Consider the following 19065-nt stretch of genomic DNA (forward strand, 5'->3'; position numbering starts at 1 on the left):
ATGAATAAAGATTTGGCAGACTTTTTGACCGATATATCTTGGTTTTTTAGCGATAACGAAAAAATAGAAGTAATTGAGAAAAAATCATTTATTTGTTCTAAAGAATTTGAAGACAAATTTCCTTCCTTAACAAAATTACTCAAAAAAGCACGAATTACAAAAATTAAATACGAAGGTCAAAATTACGAACTATATGGTTGGACAAATTTAGCTTCTCAGTCATTTGGTTGGCTTTGTTTAGAACCCAAAATAAAAGTTGATAAGCCCCTTCATCCTGACCATATCCTTTTATTAAAAAATTTTGGTGGGATAACTGAAAGATGGAATGAACCTGAAGATACTTGGCTGATGAATTTAAATAACGCTTTAACCTATGAAGATACACAAATTGGTTTCAACGGATTTGAAGACTTATTTAATGAAATATGTCAGGAAGAAGGAGTAGAAGTAAAAATAAAGCCCGATGATTATATATCATTTGCTTTCGAAGCGAATGGGAATGTTACGATGTACCATATTCAATCTAGTGAAGTTCTTATGTATGCCTCTGACCATTTTTTTGATTTCATTACTCCTTACGATAACTATCCAGAGTATACACTTTACAAGATTAACAATTGTAATACATTTAAAGAATGGGTTGAAACAATTTCGGTCCAATGGTTAAAACATATAAAAAATTAAATGATTGAATATTAAAAAGAGCATTGCATAAAGCCAATGCTCTTTTCTATACTAATTCAATTGCTAATTGTTTGATGATTTATTGCTTATTTTTGTTGTTAATTGCTATGTTATTTATAATTTTGTACTTCAAAACCGAACCCGTTAAAAATCGCCACTAATGTTTTTTTTGTACAAAATGGACCCATCTTCTGTCCCCGACCATTTCAAAACTCTTTACCAGAATCCTGAAGATCCTCTTCTTATCCACCTCCCCGCCACACCACTCAAACACCAAATTAGTCGTAATCTTTAAATCCGGAAACAGTAGCTGCAGCTCCTCCACATGCCGCAGCACCGCCGCTTCCACCTTTTCCTCGTGCCCACAATCATCGCAAACACAAAGCTGGCCTTTAACGGAAACACCAAACGAGCAACACCCCCCGCATGTGAGCCCTTTCCGCATCTTGCCATAATCATAGTCAGGCAATTTGGCATAAGGGTTTTCCGCAAGCTGTAGCGATAGTAATTTTTCGACGAGTTTCCGATGTTTGCTATTCAACGCAGCCGGGCACGCTTCCAATTTATGCATATAAGAATTAAGTTGGGTTGGAAAAATGATGGGTACCTTCAGAGGAGCTTGGTAAAGGGTAAATTCGGGGTTCACGTGGACAACTTTTCCGATTACAATGAATTTAAAGCCAAGCTTTTGCAGCAATTGGCGAAACATAGACTCGCATTTTTCCAATTGGACTATGGGGTCTTTTCGTTCTTTTCCATTAGAATCATAGAACTTACCATCTTCATAAAAAAAATCCCCTGTAAAATTTTTAACTTCATTCAACGAGATAATCTCTTGGAAAATAATCAATGAATCGATTTGGAATATTGTTCCATTTAATTCAAATAATAAATCGTTTAACACATAGCAGTCGCATTGAAGCTTGTCCGTTAAAGATTGAAAAAAAACCTCACCTTCGAACCCGCTTTTCAATTTTTTGTAATTCCACCTTTCATCTGGCGACAGTTCCATCCTTGTATTTAGAGAACGATAGATTTTTAATTTTTTCGATTCCTTAAGTGGTTTTAGGTTCACGTGAACACATCCTTTCTATAACATTTTATAAAAAAATCCATAAACCATCGCCCCAACAAATGAATATTTTGTTAACCTTCAAAAAATATTGACAATTACAAAGAGCAGATATTGTTGTTTAAGTTAATTAAACGTTTGAATAGTATACTACTGTTTTTAATTAAACGATTGAATAGTATATCATAAAAAAAGGAGTACCCCTTTAATACTGAATTTCCTCCTATTACAAAAATTAATTAAACGATTGAATAGTAAAGCACATTAGCTTAGCCGCTTTAATCGAACGATTGAATAGTATAGTACAAATAAAACCGCTTGGACTTAGCCAAGCGGTTTTTAACTTTAAAAATTTTTATAGTTTGTTGGATTCGGGCGCTGCTTGTGTAAACCGGCCAATTTTTGAACAGCTTCAATCTTAGGGACGATACGATAGACAACAAGGGCTGAAATAATACTAAAGACAGCTCCCACTAGGACATCCGCCGGATAGTGGACGCCTACCCAAATTCGTGAAGTGCCGACAAGCACAGCCAGCAGTATCCATAAGAAGCTCCAGCCTTTTCTGAAAAGCCAGAACGTCACACATAAGGAGAAAAACAGCATTGTATGGTCGCTTGGGAAGGAATTATCGACTGTTTTTTCTATTAGTTTATTAACATGATCCAGTTCGGCAAAGGGTTGATTATTGGAATGAAGCAGTCCCGCCGCTTTCCCAAGAATTTCAGCAAACATTAAAGTGAAAACGGAACAAATCACCATCATTCTGTTTTGCCGTCTGCCTGTAAACCAATACATCACCAATGCTAAAGCTAAAACATAAACCGTATATTCAGCTATGAATATAAAAGGGGGATTCAAGAAATCGTAGTGTTTCCCCAAATCATTAATCATTCTAAACGCATTAATATTAATTTCCGATATAGACATTTTTATAAAATACCTCCGAATAGACAGATAAAAGGATTATACTATAAAGCTGATAAAAATGTTACCCAAAAAATCAACAAATATAGGAGAATATCCCTTCCTTAATTGATACTAAAATGATATCATAGTGATATAGATGGAAAAATTTTTAAAAAAGGGGAGCGGTTGGGATGAGAGAAAAAGATATGTTTAGGATAAATGGATTTTTGGGGGTAATATTGTTCCTGTTAATCGGGGCAGCAGCGGTTTTCTCGTTTAGGCAATTTACCTTAACGGAAAGTCTCATGTCTTTTGTCCTCGCAGTGATATGTGTTATGGTGTTGTTTCTCTTGCTTTCCGGGTTCACCGTCATTCAGCCGAATCAGGCAAAGGTATTTACATTATTTGGCCGTTATCTTGGAGTTATCAAACTTGAAGGGTTTTGGTTAACAGTTCCTTTAACGATTAGAAAAACGGTATCCCTGAGGGTAATAAACTTTAATAGTGATAAATTAAAGGTAAATGATTTGGAAGGAAACCCTATCGAAATAGCTGCGGTTGTCGTTTACAAAGTATTTGATTCAGCAAAAGCGGTTTTTGATGTTGAAAATTACAAAACGTTTGTGCATACGCAAAGTGAAACAGGTCTGCGCCATATCGCCAGCCAATACCCATACGATAATGTTAACAATGATTATGAGGTATCCCTAAGGCAGCACTCGGATGAGGTTGGTGATGAATTGACTAAGGACCTCCAGAAACGCTTGGAATTGGCCGGTGTGGAAATCATTGAAGCAAGAATTATGCATCTGGCGTATTCGAGTGAAATTGCCCATGCTATGCTGCAAAGACAGCAGGCGAAAGCGGTGCTGGCGGCGAGAAAGGTCATCGTTGAAGGGGCCGTATCCATGGTCAAATCGGCAATTGATCAGCTAAAGGATGAAGGAATTGTTGAATTGGATGAAGAAAAGAAGGCGCAAATGGTGAATAATTTGATGGTTGCTATCGTTGCGGATAAGGGAAGTCAGCCAGTAATTAATACAGGATCGATTTATTAAGGTAGTGATGATGTGGCCGATAAGAAGCGATTTTTACTGCGCGTTGATCAGAAATTATATGATGCCTTGGAGAAATGGGCAGAGGATGAATTCCGTAGTGTGAACGCCCAGATTGAACTGATAATAAAAAAAGCATTAAAGGATGCCGGAAGATTAAAAAGTCCAAAGGCATCCAGTGAAAAAGACGAAGATTAAAACCGGAGGCAAACCGCCTTCGGTTTTTTATCGGCATATTTTCTGGGATTGACACCTTTCCAGAAAACTGCCAGAAAAAATTGAAACCGAGTTCAGGCTGTGCTATAGTAAAATTATATTAATTGACCGTAGAACCAAATTAGTCAATGAGAAGGATGTGCGCTATGGCACCTGATCGCAGAAGGATGATTGTAGAGGCAGCAACTAAGTCGTTTTCCTTGTTTGGCTATAAAGCAACGACCATGGATCAAGTAGCCAAACTAGCCAATGTTGGAAAGGGAACCATTTATACATTTTTTAAAAATAAAGAAGAGTTATTCGAAGAAATCATTTCTTCTTTAGTGAAGGAAATGATTGCAGAGGCGGATTCTGTCATTAACCCGGAATTGCCCTTTACGGAAAATGTCCATCAGGCCCTTTATCGATTACTAGAATTCCGCTCTAGGCACCAATTAATGATTAAATTGGTCCAAGAGGAGGCGGAAATGGGCACGTTGGCGGTTTCAGAAATGCTTCAGCATGTGGAGGACGAAATTATCGGTTATTTAAAGGGGAAAATTGAAACGGCTATTGCTAAGGGAGCAATTCCAGCGGTGAACTTGGAAATAACAAGTTTTCTTTTGCTAAAAATGTATATCGCCTTAGTCTCGGATTGGGAAAGAAACCATGAACCGTTAAGCTCTGAGCAAATTGCGGAAATTATGAAGGTGTTTTTGTTGAAGGGGCTTCCAAGCGGAAAGTAACGCGATAAGCACTGGGGAGACAGACCCCAGTGCTATTACTTTGGGTTATTTTTTGCTTAGGTTTTGCTGGGCCATTTTGACGAGTTCGCGGACCATGCTGCCTCCCAGCCTGCCGCCAACCTTGCCGGCCTGTTCCGAGGTTAGCTTGCCATTGTAGCCTTTTGACAAGGGAACGCCCACTTCTTCAGCTGCTTCGAATTTGGCATCCTCAGGACGCTGTGCCTGAACGACCTTAGCCTTTAATAGATCTAACCCGCCTCTCGCCTCTGGGACAAGTATTTTGTTTCTTCTCGCCATGAAAATCCCTCCTTTATGAATAGAATTTCCATAACGGAAAAATTAATCAAAAACATCAGCAGAGACTGGATAAAACCGTTTCTTTCCAGTATAATAACCAATAATTAAGCGAATAAATTCGGTGAAAAAGAGAGTAGTTATCTCGGTAGTCCAAGCGAGTCAGGGGTGGTGGAAGCCTGATACGGAGCAGATAATGAAACGCACTTTGGAGAAGCGCCCTTGAAAATAGTAGGGGGTGCCGGAGAATCCTCCGTTAACAAAGATCAAAGCCGGTTCAGTATGAACAATTAGAGTGGTACCGCGGGAATTTTAAACTCTCGTCTCTTTTATAGAGACGGGGGTTTTTTGCATTTATAGAAAAAACAAGGAGGTCAATGGAAATGAATTTTAAGAAAGAGCTTGCAGATGTCTTGCATCAAGAATTAGATGGCAAATTAGCCTCCCAGAATATCGAGCAGCTAATTGAAAAACCAAAAAATCAGGACCATGGGGATTTAGCCTTTCCATGTTTCTCACTTGCGAAACTGAAGCATAAGGCACCGAATATAATTGCTCAAGAGCTATGTGAAAAAATCCAGTCCCCCACTTTTGCAAAAGTAGAAGTGGTCGGAGCCTATCTTAACGTGTTTTTAAATAAAAAGCTTGTCTCCGAACAAATCATTAACAACATTATTACTGAAAAAGGCCAATATGGTGCCCATGATTTTGGCCAGGGCGGGAAAGTCACCATTGATATGTCATCTCCTAATATTGCCAAACCATTTTCCATGGGACATCTGCGTTCGACTGTTATTGGAAATGCCCTTGCCTTAATTGTAGAAAAATGCGGCTACAAGCCAGTCAAAATCAATCATCTTGGCGACTGGGGCACCCAGTTTGGAAAGCTAATTTCCGCCTATAAACGCTGGGGAGAAGAGAATAAGGTCAAGGCAAATCCTATCAAGGAACTGCTTGCCTTGTATATTAAATTCCATGCAGAGGCGGAAACGAATCCGGCTCTTGAAGACGAAGGACGCGGCTGGTTTAAAAAGCTTGAAGATGGCGATCAAGAAGCGCGCTCCTTATGGCAATGGTTCCGTGATGAGTCCTTAAAGGAGTTCTCAAGAATTTATCAGCTTATGAACGTGGAATTTGATTCCTATGCCGGAGAAGCTTTTTACAATGATAAAATGGACCGTGTTGTCCAGCTTCTTGAGGAAAAACAGCTGCTCGTAGAATCTGATCGGGCCCAGGTTGTCGAACTGACCAAAGAGGAGCTTCCTCCCTGCCTAATAAAAAAATCAGACGGAGCGACGCTGTATGCCACCCGTGACCTAGCGGCTGCTATCTACCGGAAAGAAAATTACGACTTCACTCAATCCTTATATGTCGTCGGCCATGAGCAAAGCCTTCATTTTAAACAGCTGATTGCGGTATTGAATAAAGCGGGTTTCGATTGGGCTGATAAAATGGTTCATATTCCATTTGGGATGATGCTAAAAGACGGCAAGAAAATGTCGACCCGTAAAGGAAAGGTTGTCCTCCTAGAGGAAGTTTTGAACGAATCTATCGCGATGGCTCGGCAAAATATTGAGGAAAAAAATCCAAACCTGGCGGACAAAGATGGAGTGGCCCAACAGGTCGGTGTCGGCGCAGTAATTTTCCATGACCTAAAAAACAACCGGATGAACGATATTGAATTCTCCTTAGAGGAAATGCTTCGTTTCGAAGGGGAAACCGGCCCTTATGTTCAGTATACGTTTGCAAGAGCTAGCTCAATATTACGAAAAGCTGGATGGAAGGCGGAATCGGCACCGGCAGCCGTCTATCTGACCACATGGGAAAACGAGTGGAAGGTCATCAGCATGTTAATGGAGTTCTCCAACGCCATTAAGCGTGCTTGCGAAAATTATGATCCATCGCAAGTGGCAAAATACATCGTCGACCTTGCCCAAGTCTTCAATAAATACTATGCAGAGGTTAAAGTACTTGAAGAGAGCGAGGAACAAAACTCACGCCTGGCACTTGTCTACTCTGTAACAGTCGTTCTCAAAGAAGGCTTACGTCTCTTAGGAATTGAAGCTCCTGAAGAAATGTAATGCATTTTGCTTAACCATTGGTTAAAAATGGGATAAAATAAAAATTAGATTAATGATTGGAGGGCTAAGGGATGAGTGAGGTATTATTAAAAGGTTTTACAACAGCGAGGAAATACTTATTAAAAAATATAGAGGCGCTGGATGAAAATATTGTAGATATCCAGCCGGAGGGATTTAATAATACAATCCACTGGCATGTGGGTCATGTGTTAACTGTTGCAGAACAATTTATGTTTGGTTTTCCAAAAAAGTCAGCTAATTTACCGGCCAATTATTTAGAACTATTTGGCAACGGTACAAAGCCGGCCGATTGGAACGGTGATGTCCCTTCTGTTCAGGAATTGACGGTTCAATTAAAGGAACAGTTTGAACGAATCCAGAAAATTCCGGTTGAAAGTTTTACAGAGAAACTAAAAACACCATTTCTTGGCCAAGAAACGTACGGCGAACTGACGAGCTTTGCCATCTTCCATGAATCAATGCACTTAGGGCAAATTTCAGCGATGAAACGAGTTGTTCAAGCGGCCGCTCAAGTAAAATAAATAAAAAGTGAAAAATCGTTTCTGCTTACTATGTAGAAACGATTTTTCGTTAAATATAGGGAAACATAGAAATAAGAGAGGACGTCTAAAAATCTTTATGGATAATCAGCAGGAAAGACCGAAAGAAAGGATTTGGACAAAGGATTTTGTCCTTATCATACTCGCTAATTTTTTTATCTTCCTTGGATTTCAAATGACTTTGCCGACGATTCCGCTTTTTGTGGAAAAACTGGGCGGCAATGACCAGCTAATTGGTTTCGTTGTTGGTATTTTTACCTTTTCTGCACTGCTTCTCCGCCCTTTTGCCGGGCAATCACTGGAGACAAAAGGGAGAGGCTTCGTATACTTATTGGGGTTGTCCATTTTTGTTCTGTCAGTAGGTTCCTTCGGCTTTTTGACAAGCATTGTCTTCTTATTTATGATGCGTGTTGTCCAAGGGGTTGGTTGGGGTTTTTCCACTACTGCATCGGGAACGATTGCCACCGATTTAATACCAGCATCAAGGCGCGGTGAAGGGATGGGCTTTTATGGGTTATCTGGGAATCTGGCACTCGCCTTTGGTCCTGCGCTCGGTTTGGTTTTAGCCGGCATATTGCCGTTTAAAGTATTCTTTCTGATTTGTGCAGGCCTTGGACTGATTGCCTTATTATTGTCATCGAAAATTACCTATAAAAAGGTGGATCATAAGCAGGAAAAGACAAAGACGATGCTTGACTTATATGAGAAAAGCGCACTAAAGCCATCTATGCTTATGTTCTTTATAACCGTAACCTTTGGTGGAATTGCCTCATTTCTGCCCCTTTACACAGCTCAAAAACAGATTGAAGGAATTCAATGGTATTTTCTGATTTATGCCATTGCCTTAATGATAACGAGAACCTTTGCAGGCCAAGTTTACGATCGAAAGGGGCATCAGGCAGTATTTATTCCCGGGACGTTATTAATTTTAGCGGCGATGCTATTGTTATCATGGCTCCCAAACAGCGCTATTCTATTTGCTGCAGCAGGCCTGTACGGCCTTGGCTTTGGCACCGTTCAACCTGCCCTGCAGGCGTGGTCTATTGAAAAGACCCCCATTAACCGCAGAGGGATGGCCAATGCCACCTTTTTCTCCTTTTTTGATTTGGGAATCGGTATAGGAGCAATGGTGTTTGGACAAATCGGCCATCTATTGGGCTATAGCAGCATCTATAAAGCGGCGGCATTCTCTGTATTCGTTTCAATGCTCTTGTATGTCTTTTTCATATATAAGGAAAAAATGAATAAGGAAAAACCGAATCGAAGATTTGCTTAGGCAAGTCTTCTTTATTTTTTGTATAATAAAGTTAAATACAAGGTCCGGGAGCGATTACAATGAGTTTAGGCTTTGCTGTCTATCAATCACCTGTTGGAACATTGCGCGTTATTGCAGACGAAACTGGTCTGAAAAGAATTGAATTGTTTGAAGAGGATTGGGCTAAATTTTTGGAAGAAAACCCTGATTTACAAGAGGATACAGCCCTTTGCCAGGAAGCTGTCCGGCAATTGGATGAATATTTTGGCGGCCAGCGCCGTGATTTTGACTTACCGCTTTCCGTCGAGGGGACTGAATTTCGCAAGAAAGTTTGGGATGCACTGCTTAGGATTCCTTATGGCGAAGTTCGCAGTTATGCGGATGTCGCTGAAACGATTGGCAATCCAAAAGCGGTCAGGGCCGTTGGACAAGCCAACCGGGCGAACCAGCTGCCCATCATTATCCCATGCCATCGAGTAATCGGTAAAAGCGGAAGCTTGACCGGCTACGCAGGCAGCAATACCCCGATTAAACAGCAGCTGCTTGAACTCGAAGGCCGCAAAATGAAAGAAAAAGCGCCACATAAGGTGATGCTGTAGATAAAAATGGCCGAAACTGCTAACTATTTCATAAATAAATTGTGCTATAATGGCGGTATGAATTAAATAGCTGAAAAGTTTTCTAGGGTTCCGTGGCGCATTGCGTGCGCTGGTCTGGTCCGAGAGAAAACGCACAGAGTGGATAGCTGTCCAGCTTCAGCCCCTGGTCAAGGGGCTTTCGCTTTTCTGTGTACACGGAGGGATAAAAGCCTGGGAGATACTGATAAACAGTTATCTCCGGGCTTTTTTTGTTTGTTCTGAAATTTGGGGAGGGAGTGAATGAAATGAATTTACAATGGGTAAAGGTGTTTCTTGCGGCATTTTTCGAAGTGTTTTGGGTGGTAGGATTAAAGCATGCTGATAATGTTTGGGAATGGGCCGGTACGGTTGTGTCAATTATTATCAGTTTCTATGCTTTAATCGCTGCAGGGAATAAACTTCCTGTAGGTACGGTATATGCAGTTTTTGTAGGATTAGGTACAGCCGGTACGGTTATTTCGGATATTCTCTTTTTTGGGGAACCGTTTAATATAGTAAAAATCCTTTTAATACTTGTACTGCTGGCAGGGGTTGTAGGATTGAAATTAGTAACGAAAGATACTGCTGAGGAAGGGGCTGATTCCTGATGGCTTGGGTTTCTCTGTTGTTAGCGGGTTTTTGTGAAATGTTTGGTGTGGTGATGATTAACAAAGTGCATAGGGATCGAAACTGGGAATCCTTTGTATTATTAGTTCTTGGCTTCGGCGGCAGTTTCTTACTTCTCGCTAATGCGATGAAAACATTACCGATGGGTACAGCCTACGCCATTTGGACTGGTATTGGTGCATCAGGCGGGGCCCTATTAGGCATGTTCTTTTATGGAGAGTCGAGGGAATGGAAGAGACTAGTGTTCATTGCCATGGTTTTGAGTGCTGCGGTGGGGTTGAAGGTGGTTTCGTAGACAAATCAAGTTCTATCCTAAGGGGTAACAATAAATGGCAGGGCTGTTTAAAAGATATTTTAGAAGTAGTTTAGGGGTGAAGTGTCTAATAGAAGCCGTCTAAAAGACATTATGAGAGAAGTCTAGGTGTGAAATGTCTGATAGAAATCGTATAAAGGACATTTTGAGAGGGGGCCTCGGCTGAAATGTCTAATAGAAGCCGTCTAAAGGACATTATGAGAGAAGTCTAGGGGTGAAGTGTCTAATAGAAGCCGTCTAAAAGACATTATGAGAGAAGTCTAGGGGTGAAGTGTCTAATAGAAGCCGTCTAAAAGACATTATGAGAGAAGTCTAGGTGTGAAATGTCTGATAGAAATCGTATAAAAGACATTTTGAGAGGGGGCCTCGGCTGAAATGTCTAATAGAAACCGTCCCGAAAGATAAGGTACCAGCTATTAGGGGAATATATATCAAATAATACCTGCCAACCCGGTCCTTCTACAAGATTCCCCCCCCCCACACACAAAAACCACTGACTCTAGTCGGTGGTTTTCTTCGTCTTTTTAATTAAAAAGTAAATGACTCCTAATACGATAGCTGCGATCAGGAGCGGCATGACGTATGGCTGAGCGGCTTCTTTAATATGCGACCAGTTTGCACCCAATGTCTTGCCCAATACAAGAAACAATATGGTCCACGGGATAATCGCCGCCACGGTATAAAGAGTGAACTTTAGCGCGGACATTTTGGCAATTCCCGCTGGAATGGAAATCGCGTGGCGAACTACAGGGATGAATCTGGCTGTAAAAATGACGCCTACTCCATATTTCTCAAACCAGTGTTCGGCCACATCAATATGCTTCTTTTTAATCAGGATGTACTTCCCGTATTTTTCCAAAAAGGGCCTGCCGCCATAATAGCCTGCCCAGTAAAGAAACAACTGGGCAATCGTTCCGCCGATGGTTCCGGCAATGACAGCACCGACAAAATTAATTTTCCCCAGCGAAATCATGTAGCCTCCATATCCTAATACAAGCTCGCTTGGGATAACCTCTATCATTAAACCTAATGCAATCCCGAAATAGCCTAACTGCGATAAAAAATCCAACACTGAAAAAATAAAATTTTCCATAGCACACCTACATATATGTAATAAAATTCTCACTTTTATTAGTTTATAATAGTTTGTCACATAAAGAAATATATATGGTCTTTTTCATCGAGACATTCCATTTAAAAAGAAAAGCAGCTTAATAGCCGCTGCCACATAGAAATCAGGAACTTAATGATTTTTCTGCAGAAAACATATAGTTTCGATGATGATAACGGATGCTGTAGACAAGACCCATCGCAAACATATTCCCCATCAGCGAGCTGCCGCCGTAGCTGATAAAGGGCAAGGGAATTCCGGTAATCGGGAGCACTTGAATCGTCATGCCGACATTTTGGAACACATGAAAGGTAATCATACAGATAATGCCCGTGCAAACATAGGTATTGAAAGGCTCATTCGTATCCAGCGCCGTTTTAATTAAATGGTAAATAAGCAAAAAGTAAAGTCCAATGACAACACTGCCGCCGACAAAGCCGTATTCCTCGCCGATCACACTAAAAATAAAATCAGTATGGGCCTCGGGGACATAGACCGCCCCATTGGTAAAGCCTTTGCCGTAAATAAGCCCCGACCCGATTGCTTTTAATGATTGCAGCAGATGAAAGCTGGAACCGGATGAATGATTAGCCGGGTCAAGCCAGGAATATATTCGATTAAATTGATAGGTTTCCACATGTAGATATTTTTCAAGAATTTCCGGTTTATTTAACACAAGATAAAAGATTAGGGCAACAAAAGATGCACCAACGCTGCAAATGGGCAAGATGATTTTCCACGAAATGCCGGAAACAAGGATAACACCACTCAAAATCGCCAAGATGACCAGGGCTGTCCCTAAGTCTTCTACCACGATTAAACCAAGAGGCACTATGGTAATAAAGCCAAGCTTAAGCAACAACAGCAGGTCGGTTGTCAGTGTTTTTTCTAGATATTTTTCATGATGAGCGGCAACTGCCCGGCTTAAGGTCAAGATTAAAAAGATTTTGACGAACTCTGAGGGCTGGATGGTCCCAATCCCTTTAATCACAAACCAGTTTTTTGAGCCGTTCCGCTCGGGTGCAATACTTGGCGGGGCAATTGCTAACAGGATTAGCAGGAAAATCCCAAAGCCATATAGAACCCAGGCAAGTTTGCGGTACTGATAGCTGTCGAAAAGAATGGACCCCAAAACAATGGCAGCGCCGACCACATACCAAAAGACCTGCATGATCAGGAAATTCCGTTCTCCGTATTGCCCGGTCGATTGGGCACTGTAAATTGCTAGACAGCTGATAAGAAAGAAAAGAAATAATAATAATGTTAATGTCCAATCAAAACGGTCCGCTTTTTTCATCTCTTTATCCATAGACCACACCTTATTTTTTAACAATTTATATCAGACTAACAAAGAAATGGTAACCCTACAACACCGCAGGTAAAATCTGTCATACTATTTAACGATTCTATCGAAGGAAAAGTTTCAGTCTCACATTAAATAATGAAGAAACATCGTTGCAATTCCGAAATAAGTGAGTAAGGAAAAAATATCATTTAAGGTGGTTATCAGCGGCCCTGAGGCCACTGCAGGGTCAATTTTTATACGGTAAAGAATAATGGGAATGATGGTCCCGGCAAGCGTTCCGATAATTAGAGTGAAAAACAGTGAGCTGCCGACTACAAATCCTAACGTCAGGTTGCCCTGCCAAATATAGGCGATGATAGAAATTAATATCGCGCACGTTGCGCCGATGGATATTCCCACTCCAAGCTCCCTCAAAATTAAACGAAAGATGACCTTTTTATCTATATCGTGAGAGATAAGTCCTCTGACAACGACAGCAAGTGATTGCGTTCCGGTGTTTCCGGTCATTCCGGCAATCATCGGCATGAAAAAGGTAAGGGCAACTACCTGCTTCAACGTGTCTTCAAAGCTTGAAATGATTCTTCCCGAAATAAGCCCAATGAACAGAAGCAGGATAAGCCACGGAAGCCTTCGTGCTGCGGCAACGAGCGTTTTTGTATCAAAGTCGATCGCTTTACCTGAAGCAGACAGCTTCTCGATATCCTCATTTGCTTCTTTTATTACGACATCAATGACGTCATCAACCGTGATAATCCCAAGCAGCACATGCTCCTCATCGACAACTGGTACGGAGATAAAGTCGTAGCGTTCAACGGTCTTGGCAACTTCTTCTTGGTCTGTTGTAACGGTAACAGAAATAACTCGTTCAAACATAATGTTTTCAATTCTGTCTCCTTCACCGGCCAGCAGTAAATCGCGGTAGGATACAACTCCAACCAGCTTGCTATCTTCGTCAATGACATATAAATAATTCAGCGTTTCCGCAAATTCCGCAAAGGATTTGAGCTTATCAACTGCTTCCCTGACAGTATAATAGTTGCGAATCCAAACAAACCTTTCCGTCATGATTCTTCCAGCTGTTTCAGGAGGATAACTCATGATATCCTTGACGGCATTAGATTCCTTTGTATCCATTTCCGAAAGGAGGGAATTTATTTTTTCAGGGGACAATTCATGCAGAAGCGTGGCCAAATCATCATTGGCCATTAAATCCAGGACCTTGCTGGATTTCTCAATCCCCAGCATATTCAGCAATTCAAGCTGTTCGGATTTATCCAGTTCTTCCATTAGGTCGGCAAGAAGGTCATTTTTTAAATAAAGAAGAAACCGTCCTTTATGTTTTTTCGGCAAACTCTTGTAAATTGCTGCGACATCGTAAGGCTGAAGCTCATCAATAACAGCTTCAAATTCCGCCTTCTTATTTTCAGTTAATGTTTTGATGATATATAAACTAATTTCCTCATGCGTCATATCTTTAACCAAGGTTGATCATTCCTTTCCTTAGTCCAAACAGCTATAAATTATAAAAGGTGGGATAACATAGAATAGTCAAAAGGATTAATCCATAGTATACGTCATTATCGGTAATACCTTTAGGTTAAATCATTAATCAAATATTATTTTTTGTAAAAGAAATGAAATAAGCTATTTTTCCTATTTTTTGATAAAATGAGGAAGTATTGTCTATAAGCATTTGGAAGTTTCATGGAAACTGCGACTAATAAAATATAAAACGTGTTTGAACGGAGGAGTTTGGCGTTGAAAAAGCATCATCAAGACATACAGGACCTTATTTATTTACATTTAAATCAATCAGACCAGTATGTTTTATCCTATGGGATTGAATTCGCCGAATTTGCGGCAGCTTTTTCCGGGTCGTTAAATCACCTGCTGTTACTTAAGCACCGCTATGATGATGCTGATTTTAACATGCACACCCTGCTCGAGTACTGTCCAGAAGAAGGAATAAACAAATTGGCTGCGGATGATGTTTACGGTTATGGAGATTTCTGCTGGATTGATTTTCAGGAAGAAGATGTTTTAAATGAGCTTTCTGGTCAGGAAATGGCGGAATTATTATACTTAGGCCACCATAAACAACACTTAAAAATCCCGTTCTACAATAAATTGGGCAACCGTTTCGTTTATTTAGCTCATGATGACGGTTGGTTTAATAAAACATATTACCGAAGCTTCAAGGATTTTTTCCATTTATTAAGTGAAGTGATTTCCGATAAACTTGGGGAAATAAAACCGGAAAAATCGCTGCTTGGACTCCGGAAAAAACGGACATACACGCCGGTGAATAAGGAAATCCTCCTATCCTTGACGCCGTTCATCAAGGAAGGAATTTGCATTTCGTTCAGGGATGCGGACGCCCAGCGGACCCGAATTGAAATTCCGATTTGGGTGATCGGCGACTATGCCAATATGGATGATATGTATGAGGAATATCAATATATTAGGACTAAACCTTATCATGCAAAAATTATCTTTGACAAAAAAACAAAAGAATGGAAGCTTAACGTTGTTTGAGGCTGACCTATAAGTCAGCCTCATTTTGTCGTGGGAAAACCAAGAGGAAACAAACAAACTATGGGCTTCATAATATAATTTTAAAAACAAGTAAACATAGGTATATCGAATTTCCTTTCTGATTAAAGAAAGTGATAAAATAAAATGTGAATGAATAGATGGAGGTTTTCAAAATGAAAACAAAATTAGGATTGCTTTACGGAGGAAAATCCGCAGAGCATCAGGTGTCATTACAAACGGCTCTTGCTGTTATGAAAGCATTAGATCTTGAAAAATTTGAAATTCACCCAATTTATATAAATGTTGAAGGCCGCTGGATTAAAGGTCCACAGCTAACGGAACCGGCTGAAACAGTAAAGGAACTGGCATATTCCGCTGACAGTCAAGTGCCGGCTGCTTTATCGCCTGCTCTATTCCAATCAGAGAACCAAGAGAACGCTTCGCTTGATGTCATTTTTCCGCTTTTGCATGGACCGAATGGGGAAGACGGAACCGTTCAAGGGTTATTGGAAATCCTTAACCTGCCGTATGTCGGAAACGGTGTTTTGGCTTCAGCAGCGGGGATGGATAAAGTCGTGATGAAAAATATATTTGCACAAGCAGGTCTTGGGCAGGTAAACTATGTTTCTTTTATTAAGAGTGAATGGCACGCCGCCAAAGAGGAAGCTTACGAACAGGTGGAGAAGGAGCTTGGCTATCCATGCTTCGTAAAGCCGGCCAATCTGGGCTCGAGTGTCGGAATCAGCAAATGCCGCAACCGAGCTGAGCTTGATACTGCATTTTCAGAGGCATTCCAATTTGACCGAAAAGTCATTATTGAAGAGGGTGTCACTGCCCGCGAAGTAGAGATTGCTGTTCTTGGCAATGATACACCAGAATGCTCCGTTGCTGGAGAAATTGTCCCGAAAAAGGACTTTTATGACTATAAGGCGAAATATGAAGATGGGGAAACGGCCTTGATTATTCCGGCGGAGATACCTGAGGATGTATATGCAGAAATGAAAGACATGGCAATCCGTGCCTTTAAATCGCTTGACTGTTCAGGATTGGTCCGGGCTGACTTCTTTTTAACACAAGATGGCAAGGTGTTAATTAATGAGGTGAACACGATGCCAGGCTTCACGCCATTTAGCATGTTCCCGCTGCTCTGGAAGCACACCGGAGTAGAATATCCGCAATTAATTGAGCGGCTTGTGGACCTAGCCAAAGAAAGACATGCCGAAAAGCAACAGATTAAATATACTTTTTAAAAATTAAAACGCTAGCGCTAGCTTAGGCTAAAAACAACATTTGACACGGCTGTTTTTGCCGTGTCCATTTTTATAAATTAGACATATGTGGAGGAGTTAATCATGATTAAACGATCGTTAAAACAGATTGCCGAAATGGTCTCTGCGCAAAATGATATCACGTCATATCTTGACATCGTTATTGCAGGTGTAACGATTGATTCCAGAAAAATTGAACCTGGCAACCTATTTGTTCCATTTAAAGGTGAGAAGGTTGACGGCCATAAATATGTAGAAGAAGCCATCATGAAAGGTGCCGGCGCTGCACTTTGGCAAAAAGATATCCCGAATCCGCCGCAAGGGCTGCCGCTTTTGATTGTTGATGACAGCCTTGCGGCGTTGCAGGATTTGGCGCGCAAATATCGGCAGGAATTGTCTGTTAAAGTAGTGGGAATTACAGGAAGTAATGGGAAAACTACAACAAAGGACATGACCGCAAGTTTATTGTCACATAAATATAAGGTCCAAAAAACGGAAGGTAATTACAACAATCATCTCGGTCTTCCTTTAACAGTGCTTGGCTTAAATGAGGATACGGAGATAGCTGTCCTGGAAATGGGCATGAGCGGCCGCGGGGAAATTGAATTCCTTACCAAACTGGCCTGTCCTGATGCCGTTGTCATTACTAACATCGGTGAATCCCACCTGCTTGACCTTGGATCAAGAGAAGGGATTGCTGAAGCCAAACTTGAAATTCTTCAGGGGCTTCGGAAAGGCGGACTGGCTGTACTCCATGGTGATGAGCCGCTGTTGATGGAGCGCATTCATCAATTTAAAGGAGATGTTCAAGTTCAAACCTTCGGCAGAAGTGATGCAAATGATTTATTTCCAACTGAGATTACACAGCTTGAACATGGGAATAGCTTCAAAATTAATGCTTCTGATAAAACCTTTGAATTGCCGGTTTTAGGGACACACAATATTTTAAATGCACTCGCGGCGATGCTGATTGCCCGATATTTTTCCGTTTCCTTTGAAGAAATAAATGAGGGCTTAAAAACAACCAAACTGACGAATATGCGGATGGAGCTTGTGGAAGGAAAGCGTGGGGAAAAAATTATTAACGATGCTTATAATGCCAGCCCTACGTCTATGATGGCGGCCATTGAATTAGTGTCCAACCTTCAGGGCTATGAGCGGAAAATCCTTGTTCTCGGCGACATGCTCGAGCTTGGGCCGCAGGAGGAGCAGTATCATTTGCAAATTGGTGAAGGGTTAAATGCTGACAAAATTGAGCTCCTGTTCACCTATGGACAACTTGGCAGCCATATTGCAGCGGGGGCAAGAAATGTATTGGGTGAGGATAGAGTATTTGCTTTTCTTGATAAAGAGGAATTAATTCAGTCGTTAGATAAATATGTAAATGGGCAAACGCTAGTGCTTGTTAAGGCATCAAGAGGAATGAAATTGGAGGAAGTTGTCAAGGCGCTGCAAAAATAAGGATTGGCTGAGCGGTTACTTGAGTCTCTGGCAGACCTGATGTTAATCCGCTTTTGGCCATTGGGCAGGTGACAAAGGGATGATAGGCTGCTTGTGCATTCATGGTTTTACGGGCGCCCCATATGAAGTGGAGCCCTTGGTGGAGTATTTAAAAAACCGTACGGAATGGGTTTTTCGTGTTCCTACGCTGCCTGGACATGGTGATGTCCTTCGCTTAAAAGGAGTTCATTACCAGGAATGGATCCGCCATGCCGAGGAAGAATTGAAGGACCTTCTGGAAATTTGCGATGAAGTGTATATCGTTGGTTTTTCCATGGGCGGCTTGATCGCCAGCTTTCTTGCAGCACATTATCCCGTGGACAAGCTCGTTTTACTTAGTGCCGCTGCCTACTATATTCATCCAAAACAACTCGCGGCTGATGTAAAGATGTTTATTAAGGATATATTTACCGGCAGTATCCGCAATAATGAGCTTTTCCTGCGCTATAAAAGAAAAATAACTGAGACACCAATTGCGGCCACGCTGGAATTTCGCCGGCTTGTTTCCTACATCCGGCCGATGCTGAATCAGGTAACGGTGCCGACCTTTATCGCCCAAGGGGAATCCGACGGGATTGTCCCGCCTAAAAGCGCGGAATATTTATATCGAACGATTGGTGCAAAGGAAAAAAGGATTACCTTTATAAGGGATTCCAAACATCATATTTGCCACTGTGAAAAGCGGAATATTCTCTTTTCTCAGGTGCTGAATTTTTTGAGTAATTCTTAAACGATAAGGCATGAACCCTCCAAACTTTATTTGCATAATACTATTGATAATGTTATCATTAGTAGCAATGTGTCTAAAGATTGGTGAAAAATGGGCATACTCCTTGGGAGGAATGTCTTTTTTTTGGTAAAATAAAGATGTTACTTGATCGGTATCGGGCGAATAGATTTAGCTTTAGATATTAAAAATATTGTTAAATAGATGAAG

At 41.0% G+C, this 19065-nt stretch carries 21 protein-coding genes, 1 riboswitch and 1 other annotated feature; of the genes, 14 read left to right on the plus strand and 7 right to left on the minus strand.

Translation table 11 applies throughout. The features are described from left to right. Nucleotides 1-684 (plus strand): hypothetical protein, encoded by a 684-nt coding sequence (locus tag ACZ5AE_RS01150; protein ID WP_464568707.1) that lies wholly within the window; start codon nucleotides 1-3, stop codon nucleotides 682-684. A 157-nt stretch (nucleotides 685-841) separates the two neighbouring features. Here ACZ5AE_RS01150 and ACZ5AE_RS01155 read toward each other — a convergent pair whose 3' ends face one another. Next, nucleotides 842-1759 (minus strand): nuclease-related domain-containing protein, encoded by a 918-nt coding sequence (locus tag ACZ5AE_RS01155; RefSeq protein ID WP_464568710.1) that lies wholly within the window; start codon nucleotides 1757-1759, stop codon nucleotides 842-844. A 342-nt stretch (nucleotides 1760-2101) separates the two neighbouring features. Then, nucleotides 2102-2686 carry an undecaprenyl-diphosphatase gene (locus ACZ5AE_RS01160; protein ID WP_464568713.1) on the minus strand — a complete coding sequence of 195 codons (585 nt, stop codon included), beginning with the start codon at nucleotides 2684-2686 and terminating at the stop codon, nucleotides 2102-2104. Nucleotides 2687-2856: 170 nt separating this feature from the next. Here ACZ5AE_RS01160 and ACZ5AE_RS01165 point away from each other — a divergent pair, with 170 nt between their 5' ends. From ACZ5AE_RS01165 to ACZ5AE_RS01175, 3 genes are all read left to right on the plus strand, one after another. Continuing rightward, nucleotides 2857-3723: an SPFH domain-containing protein gene (locus ACZ5AE_RS01165; RefSeq protein ID WP_464568716.1), complete on the plus strand. Its 867-nt coding sequence runs from the start codon at nucleotides 2857-2859 to the stop codon at nucleotides 3721-3723. Between the two features lie 12 nt (nucleotides 3724-3735). Further along, nucleotides 3736-3918 carry a type II toxin-antitoxin system antitoxin gene (locus tag ACZ5AE_RS01170; protein WP_464568718.1) on the plus strand — a complete coding sequence of 61 codons (183 nt, stop codon included), beginning with the start codon at nucleotides 3736-3738 and terminating at the stop codon, nucleotides 3916-3918. Nucleotides 3919-4082: 164 nt separating this feature from the next. Beyond that, complete coding sequence (locus ACZ5AE_RS01175; RefSeq protein ID WP_464568720.1) at nucleotides 4083-4661, plus strand: TetR/AcrR family transcriptional regulator; 579 nt, start codon at nucleotides 4083-4085, stop codon at nucleotides 4659-4661. 45 nt (nucleotides 4662-4706) lie between these two features. On the opposite strand, the gene ACZ5AE_RS01180 is transcribed toward ACZ5AE_RS01175, so the two are convergent. Beyond that, nucleotides 4707-4958: a small, acid-soluble spore protein, alpha/beta type gene (locus ACZ5AE_RS01180; RefSeq protein WP_464568722.1), complete on the minus strand. Its 252-nt coding sequence runs from the start codon at nucleotides 4956-4958 to the stop codon at nucleotides 4707-4709. A 112-nt stretch (nucleotides 4959-5070) separates the two neighbouring features. Further along, nucleotides 5071-5286, plus strand: a binding site (T-box leader). A 52-nt stretch (nucleotides 5287-5338) separates the two neighbouring features. Here ACZ5AE_RS01180 and argS point away from each other — a divergent pair. The 6 genes from argS (at nucleotide 5339) to ACZ5AE_RS01210 (ending at nucleotide 10390) form a co-directional block, all read left to right on the plus strand. After that, complete coding sequence (argS, locus tag ACZ5AE_RS01185; protein WP_464568726.1) at nucleotides 5339-7036, plus strand: arginine--tRNA ligase; 1698 nt, start codon at nucleotides 5339-5341, stop codon at nucleotides 7034-7036. 71 nt (nucleotides 7037-7107) lie between these two features. Beyond that, the gene (locus ACZ5AE_RS01190; RefSeq protein ID WP_464568729.1) at nucleotides 7108-7578 is read left to right on the plus strand and encodes a DinB family protein; all 471 of its coding nucleotides are present in this window, start codon (nucleotides 7108-7110) and stop codon (nucleotides 7576-7578) included. Between the two features lie 97 nt (nucleotides 7579-7675). Continuing rightward, nucleotides 7676-8872 carry an MFS transporter gene (locus ACZ5AE_RS01195; RefSeq protein WP_464568731.1) on the plus strand — a complete coding sequence of 399 codons (1197 nt, stop codon included), beginning with the start codon at nucleotides 7676-7678 and terminating at the stop codon, nucleotides 8870-8872. Nucleotides 8873-8931: 59 nt separating this feature from the next. Further along, the gene (locus tag ACZ5AE_RS01200) at nucleotides 8932-9450 is read left to right on the plus strand and encodes a methylated-DNA--[protein]-cysteine S-methyltransferase (protein WP_464568733.1); all 519 of its coding nucleotides are present in this window, start codon (nucleotides 8932-8934) and stop codon (nucleotides 9448-9450) included. Between the two features lie 71 nt (nucleotides 9451-9521). Further along, nucleotides 9522-9669: riboswitch (guanidine-I (ykkC/yxkD leader) on the plus strand. A gap of 65 nt (nucleotides 9670-9734) precedes the next feature. Further along, complete coding sequence (locus ACZ5AE_RS01205; RefSeq protein WP_464568735.1) at nucleotides 9735-10076, plus strand: DMT family transporter; 342 nt, start codon at nucleotides 9735-9737, stop codon at nucleotides 10074-10076. After that, nucleotides 10076-10390, plus strand: a complete 315-nt coding sequence (locus ACZ5AE_RS01210; RefSeq protein WP_464568737.1) for a DMT family transporter — start codon at nucleotides 10076-10078, stop codon at nucleotides 10388-10390. Before ACZ5AE_RS01205 ends, ACZ5AE_RS01210 begins: the two co-directional genes overlap by 1 nt. Nucleotides 10391-10907: 517 nt before the next feature. On the opposite strand, the gene uptA is transcribed toward ACZ5AE_RS01210, so the two are convergent. The 3 genes from uptA to mgtE all read right to left on the minus strand — a co-directional run bounded on the left by uptA (nucleotide 10908) and on the right by mgtE (nucleotide 14295). Beyond that, the gene (gene uptA / locus ACZ5AE_RS01215; protein WP_464568739.1) at nucleotides 10908-11501 is read right to left on the minus strand and encodes an undecaprenyl phosphate transporter UptA; all 594 of its coding nucleotides are present in this window, start codon (nucleotides 11499-11501) and stop codon (nucleotides 10908-10910) included. 142 nt (nucleotides 11502-11643) lie between these two features. Then, nucleotides 11644-12828 (minus strand): FtsW/RodA/SpoVE family cell cycle protein, encoded by a 1185-nt coding sequence (locus ACZ5AE_RS01220; RefSeq protein WP_464568741.1) that lies wholly within the window; start codon nucleotides 12826-12828, stop codon nucleotides 11644-11646. Between the two features lie 120 nt (nucleotides 12829-12948). Continuing rightward, nucleotides 12949-14295 (minus strand): magnesium transporter, encoded by a 1347-nt coding sequence (gene mgtE / locus ACZ5AE_RS01225; protein ID WP_464568743.1) that lies wholly within the window; start codon nucleotides 14293-14295, stop codon nucleotides 12949-12951. Nucleotides 14296-14583: 288 nt separating this feature from the next. Between mgtE and ACZ5AE_RS01230 the strand changes: the two genes are divergently transcribed. The 3 genes from ACZ5AE_RS01230 (at nucleotide 14584) to ACZ5AE_RS01240 (ending at nucleotide 18089) form a co-directional block, all read left to right on the plus strand. After that, nucleotides 14584-15360, plus strand: coding sequence for a hypothetical protein (locus ACZ5AE_RS01230; RefSeq protein ID WP_464568745.1), 777 nt, complete (start codon nucleotides 14584-14586; stop codon nucleotides 15358-15360). 173 nt (nucleotides 15361-15533) lie between these two features. Continuing rightward, a complete protein-coding gene (locus ACZ5AE_RS01235) occupies nucleotides 15534-16610 on the plus strand; it encodes a D-alanine--D-alanine ligase (RefSeq protein WP_464568747.1) in 1077 nt (358 codons plus the stop codon). 102 nt (nucleotides 16611-16712) lie between these two features. After that, nucleotides 16713-18089 (plus strand): UDP-N-acetylmuramoyl-tripeptide--D-alanyl-D-alanine ligase, encoded by a 1377-nt coding sequence (locus ACZ5AE_RS01240; RefSeq protein ID WP_464568749.1) that lies wholly within the window; start codon nucleotides 16713-16715, stop codon nucleotides 18087-18089. On the opposite strand, the gene ACZ5AE_RS01245 is transcribed toward ACZ5AE_RS01240, so the two are convergent. Then, complete coding sequence (locus ACZ5AE_RS01245) at nucleotides 18070-18192, minus strand: hypothetical protein (protein WP_464573760.1); 123 nt, start codon at nucleotides 18190-18192, stop codon at nucleotides 18070-18072. The two genes, ACZ5AE_RS01240 and ACZ5AE_RS01245, sit on opposite strands and share 20 nt — an antisense overlap. On the opposite strand from ACZ5AE_RS01245, the gene ACZ5AE_RS01250 reads away from it, so the two are divergent. Next, nucleotides 18169-18858 (plus strand): alpha/beta hydrolase, encoded by a 690-nt coding sequence (locus ACZ5AE_RS01250; RefSeq protein WP_464568751.1) that lies wholly within the window; start codon nucleotides 18169-18171, stop codon nucleotides 18856-18858. The two genes, ACZ5AE_RS01245 and ACZ5AE_RS01250, sit on opposite strands and share 24 nt — an antisense overlap. Nucleotides 18859-19065 lie beyond the last annotated feature (207 nt).

The organism is Neobacillus sp. S1227 (genome assembly GCF_055385255.1).

Bases quoted from the DNA above. Each gene is read 5' to 3' on its own strand.
- ACZ5AE_RS01205 (WP_464568735.1), top strand. From the start codon at position 9,735: ATGAATTTACAATGGGTAAAGGTGTTTCTTGCGGCATTTTTCGAAGTG.
- ACZ5AE_RS01200 (WP_464568733.1), top strand. From the start codon at position 8,932: ATGAGTTTAGGCTTTGCTGTCTATCAATCACCTGTTGGAACATTGCGC.
- ACZ5AE_RS01165 (WP_464568716.1), top strand. From the start codon at position 2,857: ATGAGAGAAAAAGATATGTTTAGGATAAATGGATTTTTGGGGGTAATA.
- ACZ5AE_RS01210 (WP_464568737.1), top strand. From the start codon at position 10,076: ATGGCTTGGGTTTCTCTGTTGTTAGCGGGTTTTTGTGAAATGTTTGGT.
- ACZ5AE_RS01190 (WP_464568729.1), top strand. From the start codon at position 7,108: ATGAGTGAGGTATTATTAAAAGGTTTTACAACAGCGAGGAAATACTTA.
- mgtE (WP_464568743.1), bottom strand. From the start codon at position 14,295: ATGACGCATGAGGAAATTAGTTTATATATCATCAAAACATTAACTGAA.
- ACZ5AE_RS01245 (WP_464573760.1), bottom strand. From the start codon at position 18,192: ATGAATGCACAAGCAGCCTATCATCCCTTTGTCACCTGCCCAATGGCC.
- ACZ5AE_RS01180 (WP_464568722.1), bottom strand. From the start codon at position 4,958: ATGGCGAGAAGAAACAAAATACTTGTCCCAGAGGCGAGAGGCGGGTTA.
- ACZ5AE_RS01195 (WP_464568731.1), top strand. From the start codon at position 7,676: ATGGATAATCAGCAGGAAAGACCGAAAGAAAGGATTTGGACAAAGGAT.
- uptA (WP_464568739.1), bottom strand. From the start codon at position 11,501: ATGGAAAATTTTATTTTTTCAGTGTTGGATTTTTTATCGCAGTTAGGC.
- ACZ5AE_RS01175 (WP_464568720.1), top strand. From the start codon at position 4,083: ATGGCACCTGATCGCAGAAGGATGATTGTAGAGGCAGCAACTAAGTCG.
- ACZ5AE_RS01220 (WP_464568741.1), bottom strand. From the start codon at position 12,828: ATGGATAAAGAGATGAAAAAAGCGGACCGTTTTGATTGGACATTAACA.
- ACZ5AE_RS01250 (WP_464568751.1), top strand. From the start codon at position 18,169: ATGATAGGCTGCTTGTGCATTCATGGTTTTACGGGCGCCCCATATGAA.
- ACZ5AE_RS01240 (WP_464568749.1), top strand. From the start codon at position 16,713: ATGATTAAACGATCGTTAAAACAGATTGCCGAAATGGTCTCTGCGCAA.
- ACZ5AE_RS01160 (WP_464568713.1), bottom strand. From the start codon at position 2,686: ATGTCTATATCGGAAATTAATATTAATGCGTTTAGAATGATTAATGAT.
- ACZ5AE_RS01150 (WP_464568707.1), top strand. From the start codon at position 1: ATGAATAAAGATTTGGCAGACTTTTTGACCGATATATCTTGGTTTTTT.
- ACZ5AE_RS01235 (WP_464568747.1), top strand. From the start codon at position 15,534: ATGAAAACAAAATTAGGATTGCTTTACGGAGGAAAATCCGCAGAGCAT.
- argS (WP_464568726.1), top strand. From the start codon at position 5,339: ATGAATTTTAAGAAAGAGCTTGCAGATGTCTTGCATCAAGAATTAGAT.